Raw genomic sequence first — 11,827 nt, 5'->3', positions numbered from 1 at the left:
GCCCCCCAGCCGCCGCCCCATGGCCATAGGCCCCGCGGTCGCGCACGGTCGCGCTGCTGGTCACGGTCCGCAACCGGATGCCGAGGCCGCGCATGCCCTCATCCACCTTCTCCGCCTTGGCCAGCACCAGGGCGGTGCCCGTCGGGGTCGCTGCCCGCCGCAGCTCGGCTGCGGCCTGACGCTCCCCGACCATCCCATCCAGCCGCTTGGCCACCCGATCGGCAAAGCCATAGCGGAAGCTGCGCAGCACCGACTGGCCGGGCAGCGGATTGGCTAGATAGGCCTTGCTGCGGCGGTACTGGGTTTCCTCCCAGGTCAGCGCACCCTCGATCACCCGCAGCAGGTATTCCGCCATCTGCACATCGGGCTCGAGCCCGAACAGGACGAAATCCTGCCGCCCATCGGTCCAGCCGCGGCATTCGCAGAAGCGCAGGACGGAGGGGAACAGCCAGCGCAGCGCCAGCCGGCCGGGGCCGGCAACGGTCAGGCGTGCCTGCACGCAGGCTTCCTCCCGCAGTTCCACCTCGGACATCGACAGGCCATAGACTTCCAGCAATTCGCCGACCTTGGCCGCTGCGGCCATGGCCTCGGCTTCCGAACAGCCGCGCTCGACGGTCTTGGCGGCAAGCGCCCGGATCCGGGCCTTCACCTTGGCGAGTTCGGTCTGCTGGTCCATCGGCGGAAGATGGTTGTGCGGTGCGGCAGGGGTCAAGCCGTCAGTCGAGTGCGACGCCCGCAGCCTGTACCACCGGCGTCCAGAGCCGGAACTCCGCATCCCAGAAACGCTCAAGCTTGGCTGGGGAGGAGCCGACCGCATCGATCCCGCTTTCCGCCAGCCGGGCCGTGACGGACGGCGCCTTCACCGCGGATTGGAAACCAGCCGAAAGCGCGGCGACCACCGGCGCCGGCGTCGCCGCCGGGGCGAAGCTGCCGAACCAGTTGAGAATGCGGAATTCGGCGAGGCCCGCCTCCATCGCCGTCGGCACCTCCGGCAGCAATGGGCTGCGCACCTCTCCGGTCACCGCCAGGCCACGCAATGCGCCGGACTTCGCGTGCGGCGCGAGCGAGGCGATCCCCTCGATCATAAAATCGACGTTGCCGGCGATCAGGTCCGGGATGGCCAGCCCGGCACCGCGATACGGGACATGCTCCGCCCGCGCCCCTGCCCGCATCGCCAGCAGATGCGCCGAGAGATGGTTGATCGACCCCGGCCCTGCCGAGCCATAGGTCAGCGGCCGCGGGCTGCGCCGCAGCAGATCGAGCAGTTCCGCCAAGCTTCGCGCCGGCACATGAGGGCCTACCACCAGCAGCATGGGCATGGTGCCGACCAGGGAGACCGGCGTCACCGCACGCCGCGTCTCGAAGGGCAGCTTGCGATGCATGATCGCATTCAGCACCGCCGGGGAAACGGTGAAGAGGCCCACTGTCGCGCCATCCGCCGGCGCGCCCACCACGGCTTCGGTCCCCATGACGCCACCGGCGCCACCACGGTTCTCGATGACGACCGGCCGCGCCAGGGCTTCCGCCAGCGCCGGCACCACGAGCCGGGCGGCGACATCGGTCGAGCCACCCGGGGCAAAGGGGACGATAACCCGAAGGGGCTGGGCCTGGGCCTGGGCGGGCCGCGCCAGCAGGCCACTGGCGCCGGCCAGCAATGGACGACGTCCGAACGCGTTCATGGCTTTCCCCGGATATCCTGCCACCAGCTTTCCCCGCCGCCCGCCCCCTGTCCAGCCACTTGGTTTCGGGCCTAGGCTGCGATCAGCCTCGGGAGGAACCCATGCCTGACTACACCTTCGACCACGTCCATTTGCGCAGCCCGGATCCGGAAGCGACCGCGACCTGGTTCGAGGACAAGCTTGGCGCCCGGATCATCCGCAGCATGCAGGCCGGCAAGCCGCGCATCGACATGAAGGTCGGCGGCGCCGATATCTTCATCATCCAGGCCGATGCCGCCGCGGCCGCGCCGCCATCCGCGCCCTACCAGGGGATCGATCACTTCGGCCTCAGCGTCGTCGGTCTGGACGAGGCTGTCGCGGGCCTGAAGGCCAAGGGCGTGCAATTCACCATGGAGCCGACCTCGCCCCGCCCAGGCATCCGCATCTGCTTCATCCGCGGCCCGGAGAATATCTCGATCGAATTGCTGGAACGCACCCCGACCTGATCCTGATGGCAGGGCGCACCGATTTCATTTGGCTCGACGGCGGGGGCGCTGCCCCCGCCGGCCCGCATTACGGCCGCACCAGGGTGCAGGCGGCATCCAACGGCTTGAAGGCCTGCTCCGCCGGGATGGTGGAAAGCACGCGATAGAGGTCCCAGGGGCCGTGGGATTCTTCCGGCTTCTTGACCTCCACCAGATACAGGTCATGCACGTGGCGGCCATCGGCGCGGACCCGGCCATTGCTGGTGAACATGTCGTTTACCGGCAGTTCCCGCATCTTCGCCGCAACCGCCATCGCCTCATCCGTGCCGGCCGCCTCGATCGCCTTCAGGTAATGCCGCACGGCGGAGTAGATACCGGCCTGATACTGGGTCGGCATCGCGCCGCGGTGACGTTCAGAGAAGCGCTTGGCGAAGGCGCGGCTGGCGTCGTCGCGGTCCCAGTACCAGGCCTCCGTCGCCACCACGCCCTGCGCCGTGGCAAGGCCCAGTGCTTTCACATCGGTGATGTTGACGAACATGCCGACCAGCCGCTGGCCCTGCCGCGTCAGCCCGAACTCACCAGCTTGCTTGATGGCGTTGATGGTATCCGTCCCAGCATTCGCCAGCGCCACCACCTGCGCGCGGGACGCCTGGGCCTGCAGCAGGAAGGAGGAGAAATCCCCGCTGTTCAGCGGATGCCGCGCCCGGCCCAGCACCCGGCCACCACCGGCCGTCACCACGCCCTCGGAGCCACGCTCCAGCGCATAGCCGCCTTCGTAATCCACCGTCAGGAAGTACCAGGTCTTACCGCCCTGGCCGAGCACCGCCTGGGTGGTGCCGGAGGACAGCGCGTAGCTGTCCGAGGTCCAGTGAAAGCCGACCGGCGAGCACTGCCGACCGGTGAGCTCCGTCGTGGAGGCGGAGCTGTTGATGATGATGCGGTTGCGCTCCCGCCCCACCTGCTGCACCGCCAGCGCGACGGCGCTATTGGGCATGTCGATGATCATGTCCACACGGTCGGTGTCGATCCAGCGGCGTGCCGTCGCGCCACCGACATCCGGCTTGTTCTGATGGTCGCCGCTCACCACCTCGACCGGCTTGCCGAGGACCCGGCCGCCGTTGTGGTCCTCGATCGCCATGCGGGTGGCGAGCACGGAGCCGGGCCCGGCAAAATCGGCGTAGGGGCCGGAGAGATCGGTCAAGACGCCGATGCGGACGACATCATCGGATACCGTCTGGGCCGGCGCCAGCGATGGCGCCAGCACCAGGGCAAGGGCGGCCATCGCGCCCCGAAGCTTGGACATTGTTCTTCCTCCTATGCAGCGCTTCGAAGCGCCTTGCCGCATAGGCTACACCAGTTGCTCATTCCGCCTAGCGGGGAGCCGCGGCGCGAAGCAGCCGATCATTGATCGCCGCGCCCAGGCCTGCCTCGGGCACAGCCATGGCGGCGATGCCACGGCAGCCGCGAGCGCTGCCTTCGGCATCCAGCCAGCGCAGCCCGGCGAAGAGCCGCGCCGCCGCTTCCTGCACGTTACCCGTGTCGGAGAGGTTCCAGGCAATCGCGGCGCCGGGCAGCGCCGGGCCGAAGGCCAGCAGCGCCTCATCCGCCGCCACCGCCGTCGCGCCGAGCCGCACCGGCAGGCCGGGTGCGTAATGCGACAGCATCATCCCTGGCGAACGCAGCGTCGCCGTTGCCATGGCGGCGGATGCCGCCAGCGGCCGGCCGATCGGCCCCAGCAAGGCCTCCAGCGCCTCCACCGGTACCCCGCCAGGGCGCAGCAGCACCGGGCCGGCGCCGGTCAAGTCGAGCACGGTGGACTCGACCCCCACGGCGCAGGGCCCGTCATCCAGCACCGCGGCGATGCGCCCGGATAGCCCCGCCAGCACATGCGCCGCCGTGGTCGGGCTGACCTCGCCGGAGCGGTTGGCGGAAGGTGCGGCAACCGGCAGGCCCGTGGCCCGCAACAGGGCGAGCGCCAGCGGATGGTCCGGCACCCGGACCGCCAGCGTATCCAGCCCGGCCCCGGCCAGCAGGTCCACGCTGCATTCCGGCCGGCGCGGTAGCACCAGGGTCAGCGGCCCGGGCCAGAAGCGGGCCGCCACTGCGCGGGCCCGGGCATCGGCGCGGACATCGGCGAAGGCCGCCTCGGCATCCGGATAATGGCAGATCAGCGGGTTGAAGTGAGGCCGGCCCTTGGCCTCGAAGATGCCGGCCACGGCCTTCGCATTCCGCGCATCGGCGCCCAGGCCATAGACCGTCTCGGTCGGGAAGGCGACCAGGGCGCCATCCCGCAGCAGGGCGGCGGCGCGATCGACCTCGGCCGGGGAGAGCAGCGCGGTCATGCGCCGCCGAAACAGACGAAATCCGGGTTCCGCCAGCCCGGCTTGCCATAGCGCAGCGGGGTGCCGTCCGGCAGCGTCACTGCCCCGCCGGCGGCTTCCACCAGCGCCTGGCCAGCGGCCGAATCCCATTCCATGGTCGGCCCGAAGCGGGGGTAGAGATCCGCCGCGCCTTCCGCCACCCGGCAGAATTTGAGGGCGGAGGAAACACTGCGGCGCACCGCCACCGGCCGCCCCGCGAGGAAAGGTTCGATCCGTGGGTCATCGGCATATTGCCGGCTGGCCAGCACCGTCAGTCCTTCCGGCGGCACCGACCGCACCCGGATGGCCCGGCGCGGCTGGCTGTCCTCCTTCCACGCCCCGGCGCCCAGCAGCCCGCCGAAGACCTCCCCGGTCGCCGGCAGCACCAGGGCGCCGAGCACCGCCCGCCCCTCCCGGACCAGGCCGATGCAGACGGCATATTCATCCCGCCCCTTGGCGAAGTCCCGCGTGCCGTCCAGCGGATCCACCAGCCAGAAAGCCGGGCAAGCGGCCGTGACGATGCCGCCGGCGACCTCCTCCTCCGCCACCACCGGAATATCCGGCACCGCGGCGCGCAGCCCTTCGACGATCAGTGCTTCCGCCACCCGGTCCGCCTCGGTCACCGGGCTCTCGTCGGATTTGCGGTCCACCACGAAGCCGGCGCGGCGGACCGCCTGGATGGCCGCCGCGGCGCGGCGGGCCAAGCCGGCGGCAAGTTCCAGCAATTCGGGATCGGTCATGGGACGGGTTTACCGCCGTCCTTCTGGTCCCGCCAGCCGCGGAGGGTGCTATCCTGCCGGCCAAGCCACTAGGGATACTCGTCGCATGATCGACATCGCTTTCGTCAAGCCCACCCTGCCCCGCCACGGCGCCCTGGTCCTGCCATGCGTCGAGGGCGCGGAGGCCGTCACCGGGCTCGCGCTGGCGATCGACACCGCGACCGGCGGTGCCGTGCAGCGCGCTCTGGCAGCCGCCGGCTTCAAGGGCCGCAAGGGCCAAAGCTGCACCATCTGGGCGCCAACGCTCACGGATGGCGCCGCGGGCCCGGCGCGGATCGTCGCCATCGGCCTCGGCAAGGAGATGTCCGCCGAAGCCGCGGAGGCCGCCGGCGGCGCCCTGTGCGGCCTGATCCAGGCAGAGCGTGAGGTGGTGGTCGCCGCGGAGGGGCTGCCGGCCGGCATCGCCGCCTCCCTCGCCATGGGCGTGCTGCTGCGCAGCTACCGCTTCGACCGCTACCGCACCGCGGTGAAGGAGGAGGACAAGCCGAAGCTGGAGCGCTTCGCCATCGCCACCGATGCGGCCACTGCCGCCAAATCCGCCTGGGCACCGATGCGCGCCATCGCCGATGGCGTCTTCATCACCCGGGACCTGGTGAGCGAGCCGCCGAATATCCTGACCCCCGCCGAGATGGCCGACCGCTGCAAGGCACTGGAAAGCCTCGGCCTGGTGGTCGAGGTGATGGGCCCGAAGGAGATGAAGAAGCTCGGCTTCGGCGCCCTGCTCGGCGTGGCCCAGGGCAGCGCGCAGGAGCCACGCATGGTGGTGATGCAGTGGAACGGCGTCTCCAAGGGGAAGAAGGCCGCCGCCAAGCCGGTCGCCTTCATCGGCAAGGGCGTGACCTTCGACACCGGCGGCATCTCCATCAAGCCGGCCGGCGGGATGGAGGACATGAAGTGGGACATGGCCGGGGCCGGGACGGTCATCGGGCTGATGGCGGCGCTGGCCGGGCGCAAGGCCAAGGTCGATGCGATCGGGCTGGTCGGATTGGTCGAGAACATGCCGGGCAGCAATGCCCAGCGCCCGGGCGACGTGGTGACGACCGCCAGCGGCCAGACGGTGGAGGTGATCAATACCGATGCCGAGGGCCGGCTGGTGCTGGCCGATGTCATGCACTACTGCCAGGACCGCTTCGCACCGCGCTTCATGATCGACCTGGCGACGCTGACCGGGGCGATCATCGTGGCGCTCGGCCATGAACATGCCGGCATGTTCAGCAACGACGAGGAGCTGGCGGCGCGGGTCATGACGGCCGGCAAGGCGGTGGGCGAGGCCTGCTGGCGGATGCCGCTGGGCGAGGCCTACGACAAGCAGATCAAGTCCGACATCGCCGACATGAAGAACGTCGGCGGCCGTCCCGGCGGCTCCATCACCGCCGCGCAATTCATCCAGCGTTTCGTCAATACCAAGGACGGGCCGATGCCCTGGGTCCACCTGGATATCGCCGGCGTCGCCTGGAGCACCAAGGACCTGCCGACGGCGCCCAAGGGCGCGACCGCCTTCGGGGTGCGGCTGCTGGACCGGCTGGTGACCGAGCACTACGAGGGCTGAACCGCCCACCATGCTGAAGGTCAAGCTCCGCCGCGCCCCACGGGAGGCCGCGGCCCAGCCGCTTGCACTGCCGCTGCCGGACGTGGCTGCGGTACCGCCGGCGTTGCGGGCGGTGGCGCAAGCGGCGGGCTTCACCGGCGCCGCCGGTCAGGTGGTGGCGGTGCCGCAGCCGGAAGGGCAGCGGTTGCTGATCGGCGCTGGCCCGGGCCGGCGCCCGCCGGATTGGGAGAATGCCGGCGGAGCCGCGGCCGGCGCCGTCCTTGATGCGGTGCGGCTGACAATCGATGCGCGCGGGCTGCCGCCGGCCGCCGCCGCCGCCCTGGCGGCGGGCGCCTGCCTGCGCGCCTGGCGCTTCACCCGGTACCGGGACCAGGCGAACCCTGGCCTTCGGGCGCTCGACCTGGTGGTGGACGACCCGGATGCGGTCGCCCCGGTCTGGGCCGCCGCAGCCGCCGGGGTGCGCGGCTGCCTCTTCGCCCGCGACCTGGCGATGGAACCGGCCAATGCACTGACCACCCGGGCCTTCGCCGCCCGGCTGGAGGCGCTGGCCGATTATGGCATCACCGTCGATATCCTCGGCCGCAAGCGGCTGGCGCGGGAGGGACTGGGCGGCCTGCTGGCGGTGGGTCAGGGAAGCGACAATCCGCCGCGGCTGGCAGTACTGCGCTGGCGCGGCAGCGTCGCGGCGGCGCCCGTTGCCTTCATCGGCAAGGGCATCTGCTTCGATACCGGCGGGATCAGCATCAAGCATTCCCAAGGCATGGAGGCGATGAAGGCCGACATGGCCGGGGCCGCCGCCTGCGCCGGGGCGATGCTGGCGCTGGCCCTCCGCGGGTCCCCGGCGCCGGCCGTCGCGGTGCTGGCCCTGGCCGAGAATGCCTTCAGCGAGACAGCTTATCGCCCCGGCGATGTGCTGCGCATGGGCTCCGGGCACACGGTCGAGGTGGTGGATACCGATGCGGAAGGCCGGCTGGTGCTGGCCGATGCGCTGCATTACGCGCAACGCTTCAAGCCGCAGGCGGTGCTGGACCTGGCGACGCTCACCGGCGCGATCGTCACCGCCCTCGGCGCCGATCGGGCCGGCCTTTTCGGCAGCGATGCGACGCTGCTGGCCCAGGCGGCCGCCGCTGGCGAGGCGGTGGGCGAATTGCTCTGGCCCATGCCCATCGGCACGGCGCACCGGGACGATCTGAACAGCGCCATTGCCGACCTGAAGCAATGCGCCTCTGGCCGCTTCCTGCCGGATGCCTGCCATGCCGCGGCATTCCTGCGCGAATTCGCCGGGCCGGCACCCTGGGCACATCTGGATATTGCCGGCGTGGACGACCACGCCGCGGCCTGGGCGCTGGGCCCTAAAGGACCGACCGGCTTCGGCGCCAGGCTGCTGGACAGCCTCGTCTCGATGTATTTTGAGCACTAGCCGCCATGGCCGATGTCGCCTTCTACCACCTGATGCGGATGCCGCTGGAACAGGCCCTGCCGAAGCTGCTCGGCCGGGTGCTGGCGACCGGCGGGCGAGCCCTTGTCCTCTGCGGCAGCGAGGAAAGAGTGGCAGCGCTGGACACCGCGTTGTGGGTCTGCCCCGACCCGGACTGGCTGCCGCATGGCACCAAGTCCAGCGGCCACCCGACGATGCAGCCGATCTGGCTGACCACGGAAGATGCTCCGGCGGCCAACGGCGCCCGCTTCCTGGTGTTGGTCGATGGCGCCGAAAGCAGCCGCCTTGCCGAGTATGACAGGGTGCTGGATCTGTTCGATGGCCAGGACCCGGAGGCCGTCGCCGCCGCCCGGCGGCGCTGGAGCGCGGCGAAGGCGGCGGGGCATGCCCTGTCCTATTGGCAGCAGGGCGATCGCGGCTGGGAGAAGAAGGCCTAGCTAGGAGGCGTAGCCGGGCGCCAACTTGAACATGCCGTCCTGGAAGGAATTCGCCTGGGACATCACGACGTCATTGTCCGGGTAGCCATTGTGGTCCCGCGGCGTCCAGACATAGTCGCCATAGACCCCCGGATGCGGCTTCCCCGAATTCCAATAGGCCGCGATCTGATCCGAAGTCTCGGCCCCACTTTTGACGGCAGATGCCACCAGTCCGGCCACATCATAGCCTGCGGCAACCCACCACAGCAGCGTATCGGCGGTCTCGACCTTCGCCGCCTTCAGCCGCCCGACGAAATCCGCGGTCCGGGCCGGCAGGTTGCCGCCCTCGCTGAAGCAGCAGCTACGGAAATTGGTCTGGTAGACCTTCTCCCAATTCTCCGGCCGGTCGAGCAAGGCCCTGGTCTGGCCCGAGCCCAGCGTCGTCTGGCCGACCACCGGCACGTCCCAGTTCATCGTCGCCCGGACATTGAGGATCCGCGCCAGCAGGCCGGGATTGACGCTCCAGGGCATGATCGCCTTCGCCCCGGCGCTGCGCATCCGCATCATGTCCGGCAGCAGGTCGGGCTGGTTGGCATCGATCGCCCCTTGATAAACGACGGCACCACCCGCCGCGGTGAGCATCGGCACGAAGGCCTTCGCCGAAGCGGTGCCATAGCCGGTGGTATCGCTGATGACCGCGGCTTCCTTGATCTTCAGGATCTCCAGCACATAGCGATTGGCCGCCGCACCGACCTGCTGGTTGGAGGGAGCTGCGCGGAAGGCGAGTGGATATTTCTCCACGTCCATCAGCTCATCGACGAAGCAGGGATTGACCTGCGGCGTCCGCGACCGGGCGATCACCGCGGTACAGGCCAGTGCCTCGCCCGAGTTGCCGGGGCCGTAAAGCACATTGACCTTCTCGCTGCGGGTCAGTTCGGAGGCGGCATTCACCGCCTTGGTCGGGTCGCTTTGCGTATCGCGGATGATCAGCTCGATCTTGCGACCGTTGATGCCGCCGGCCGCATTGATCTCGGCCACGCCGAAGGCGACGCCACGGCCGATGCCGATACCGGTCGAGGAGGAGGCACCGGTCAGCGCCGGCAGCCAGCCGATCTTGATGGGTCCGGATTGGGCCAGGGCAGGCCGCGCCAGGCCCGTGGCCAGGGCGCCGGTTGCCACTACCGACGCCTGCACGAATTTACGCCGATTAAGGGTCAGCATTGCTTCCTCCCTGGTCTTTTCGGTCAGCCTAGGTGACCGGGAGGGGGTTGGCGAGTCCGTTGCTCGGCGTGTAGGCGGCGGCTTCCGAATGAAGTCCGGCGGTGGCCCGCCCCTAAGGTCCTTCGCCCGCCAGGACCCGTTGCACCGCTTGGCGGCCTTCCATCCGCCGCCGATGCTCCAGCACGCGCGGCAGCGCCGAGAGATCGACGCCATCGCCTTCCAGCCAGCGCGCCAGGGTGAAGAGATAGGGATCGCAGATCGTATAGGCCTCGCCCATCACCCAGGGGCCGCGCAGCATGCCCTGTTCGATCAGCGCGAAGGCATCGCCCATGGATTTCGGCACGAAGGCCTTCAGCGCTGCCTGCGCCGCCGCATCCTCGGTCCAGCGATGCCCGCGCATCCTATGGGCATGCGCCACATGCACGGTGGAACAGAGGTAGCTGTTGAAGGCCTGGACCTCGGCAAAGGCGAAGGCATCCGCCAGCGGGGCCAGCGCCGCCCGCGGAAAGCTCTGGGCGATATAGGCGAGGATGGCCGGCGTCTCGGTCAGGACCCCTCGCTCGGTCACCAGGCTGGGGACCCGGCCCTTCGGATTGACCGCGAGGTAGTCGGGTCTGCGCTGGTCGCCATCGGCAAAGCCGAGCTTTACGATCCGGTACTCCGCCCCCGCATCCTCGAGCGCGATGTGGCTCGCCAGGGCACAGGTTCCCGTCGCGGTATAGAGCGTCAGCATCGGCCGTCTCCTTCCTGAAGTCGTCAGCTATCCAGCCTGATCCCGGTGAGCTCCACCAGCGCCTTCCAGCGCTCCACCTCGGCCTGCTGGAAGGCGGCGAAGGCTGCAGCCGGCAGGGGTGACGGGGTGAATCCAAGCCCGGCCAGCCGCGCCGCAAGCGCAGGTTCCGCCAGGATGCCCGGCAATGCCTCGGACAGGCGGGCGATGATCGGGGCCGGGGTACGGGCCGGAGCCCAGAGCCCGAACCAGGCATCCACCGCCATGTAGGGCGCGCCGGCCTCGGCGAAGGTCGGCACCTCCGGCAGTTCGGCCAGCCGGGCCGGGGCGCCGATGCCGAGCGCGCGGAGCCGGCCATCCTTCACCAACGCCACCACCTGCGGCCACGTGGAAACGAAGGCATCGACCACGCCGCCCACCGTGTCCGTCACCGCCTGGGCGCCGCCGCGATAGGGGACATGGGTCGCATCCAGCCCCTCCCGCCGGACGAAGCTCTCGGCGATCACATGACTAGCCGAGCCGACGCCGGAGGAGGCATAGGTCAGCTTGCCGCCGTTGCGGCCGCGCGCGGCCAGCTCCGCCAGGGTCTTCGCGGGCGATCCGGCCGGCACCACCAGCGCATGGTGGACCTCGGCCAGCTTGCCGATGGCGGTGAAATCCTCGACCGGGCGATAGGGCAGGTCGCGCACCATCGCCGCGTTGGCCGCATGGGTCTGGTTGTTGCCGAGGCTGAGCGTGTAGCCGTCGGGCGCCGCCGTGGCGACCGCCTGGGTGCCGACCACCGCGGCGCCGCCGGGGCGATTGTCGACGATGAAGCTGCTGCCGGGGATCGCCGCCGCCAGCCGTTCCGCCAGGGCCCGCGCCAGGACATCGGTGCTGCCGCCCGGCGGATAGGCCAGCACGATGCGGACCGGCTTGTTGGGCCAGGCGGCATCCTGGGCGCGCGCGCTGGCGGCAAGGAAAGGCAGGGCGAGCAGCGCGCGGCGAGTGGTCATGAGCGTCCTCGGTGGCGGGTTTCGTTGCCCTCAGTTGAACCATCTCTGCCCGTTGGTCCATCGGCACGCCGGGTGGCTTGCTTAACGGCATCGCAACCAATGGAGCGCAGCATGACATCAGGCCGTGATGGAGATTCGCTTTCGGCACAAACCGCCATGAAGTTCTGAGGCCTGCCCAGCTCCGGATTTATTACCT

At 70.0% G+C, this 11,827-nt stretch carries 12 protein-coding genes; 4 read left to right on the top strand and 8 right to left on the bottom strand.

Annotated elements, in window-relative coordinates; all coding sequences use genetic code 11:
* Both AC0IW9_RS13415 and AC0IW9_RS13410 read right to left on the bottom strand, forming a co-directional pair.
* Positions 1-676, bottom strand: a 676-nt coding sequence (locus AC0IW9_RS13415) for a DUF7168 domain-containing protein (RefSeq protein ID WP_471648762.1), incomplete at its 3' end; no start/stop codon positions are given.
* A 40-nt stretch (positions 677-716) separates the two neighbouring features.
* Positions 717-1,679: a Bug family tripartite tricarboxylate transporter substrate binding protein gene (locus tag AC0IW9_RS13410; RefSeq protein WP_471648761.1), complete on the bottom strand. Its 963-nt coding sequence runs from the start codon at positions 1,677-1,679 to the stop codon at positions 717-719.
* 101 nt (positions 1,680-1,780) lie between these two features.
* Between AC0IW9_RS13410 and AC0IW9_RS13405 the strand changes: the two genes are divergently transcribed.
* Positions 1,781-2,164 carry a VOC family protein gene (locus tag AC0IW9_RS13405; RefSeq protein WP_471648760.1) on the top strand — a complete coding sequence of 128 codons (384 nt, stop codon included), beginning with the start codon at positions 1,781-1,783 and terminating at the stop codon, positions 2,162-2,164.
* Positions 2,165-2,231: 67 nt separating this feature from the next.
* On the opposite strand, the gene AC0IW9_RS13400 is transcribed toward AC0IW9_RS13405, so the two are convergent.
* From AC0IW9_RS13400 to cysQ, 3 genes are all read right to left on the bottom strand, one after another.
* The gene (locus AC0IW9_RS13400) at positions 2,232-3,446 is read right to left on the bottom strand and encodes an ABC transporter substrate-binding protein (RefSeq protein ID WP_471648759.1); all 1,215 of its coding nucleotides are present in this window, start codon (positions 3,444-3,446) and stop codon (positions 2,232-2,234) included.
* Positions 3,447-3,513: 67 nt separating this feature from the next.
* Positions 3,514-4,485 (bottom strand): L-threonylcarbamoyladenylate synthase, encoded by a 972-nt coding sequence (locus AC0IW9_RS13395; protein ID WP_471648758.1) that lies wholly within the window; start codon positions 4,483-4,485, stop codon positions 3,514-3,516.
* Positions 4,482-5,243, bottom strand: coding sequence for a 3'(2'),5'-bisphosphate nucleotidase CysQ (gene cysQ, locus AC0IW9_RS13390; protein WP_471648757.1), 762 nt, complete (start codon positions 5,241-5,243; stop codon positions 4,482-4,484). Before cysQ ends, AC0IW9_RS13395 begins: the two co-directional genes overlap by 4 nt.
* An 85-nt stretch (positions 5,244-5,328) precedes the next feature.
* On the opposite strand from cysQ, the gene AC0IW9_RS13385 reads away from it, so the two are divergent.
* Genes AC0IW9_RS13385 through AC0IW9_RS13375 form a run of 3 tightly spaced genes read left to right on the top strand, consistent with a single transcriptional unit; the run spans position 5,329 to position 8,706 of the window.
* Positions 5,329-6,831: a leucyl aminopeptidase gene (locus AC0IW9_RS13385; RefSeq protein ID WP_471648756.1), complete on the top strand. Its 1,503-nt coding sequence runs from the start codon at positions 5,329-5,331 to the stop codon at positions 6,829-6,831.
* A 10-nt stretch (positions 6,832-6,841) separates the two neighbouring features.
* Complete coding sequence (locus AC0IW9_RS13380; protein ID WP_471648755.1) at positions 6,842-8,251, top strand: leucyl aminopeptidase family protein; 1,410 nt, start codon at positions 6,842-6,844, stop codon at positions 8,249-8,251.
* A gap of 5 nt (positions 8,252-8,256) precedes the next feature.
* Positions 8,257-8,706 (top strand): DNA polymerase III subunit chi, encoded by a 450-nt coding sequence (locus tag AC0IW9_RS13375; RefSeq protein WP_471648754.1) that lies wholly within the window; start codon positions 8,257-8,259, stop codon positions 8,704-8,706.
* On the opposite strand, the gene AC0IW9_RS13370 is transcribed toward AC0IW9_RS13375, so the two are convergent.
* The 3 genes from AC0IW9_RS13370 to AC0IW9_RS13360 form a co-directional block, all read right to left on the bottom strand.
* The gene (locus AC0IW9_RS13370; RefSeq protein ID WP_471648753.1) at positions 8,707-9,906 is read right to left on the bottom strand and encodes an ABC transporter substrate-binding protein; all 1,200 of its coding nucleotides are present in this window, start codon (positions 9,904-9,906) and stop codon (positions 8,707-8,709) included.
* 112 nt (positions 9,907-10,018) lie between these two features.
* Positions 10,019-10,639 (bottom strand): glutathione S-transferase family protein, encoded by a 621-nt coding sequence (locus tag AC0IW9_RS13365; RefSeq protein WP_471648752.1) that lies wholly within the window; start codon positions 10,637-10,639, stop codon positions 10,019-10,021.
* A gap of 23 nt (positions 10,640-10,662) precedes the next feature.
* Positions 10,663-11,631, bottom strand: coding sequence for a Bug family tripartite tricarboxylate transporter substrate binding protein (locus AC0IW9_RS13360; protein WP_471648751.1), 969 nt, complete (start codon positions 11,629-11,631; stop codon positions 10,663-10,665).
* Positions 11,632-11,827: the final 196 nt, after the last annotated feature.

The sequence above is a fragment of the Belnapia sp. AC561 genome (assembly GCF_979252845.1).
Note: the sequence above shows the minus strand (reverse complement) of the source record. Positions and strands in the feature narration are given on the sequence as shown.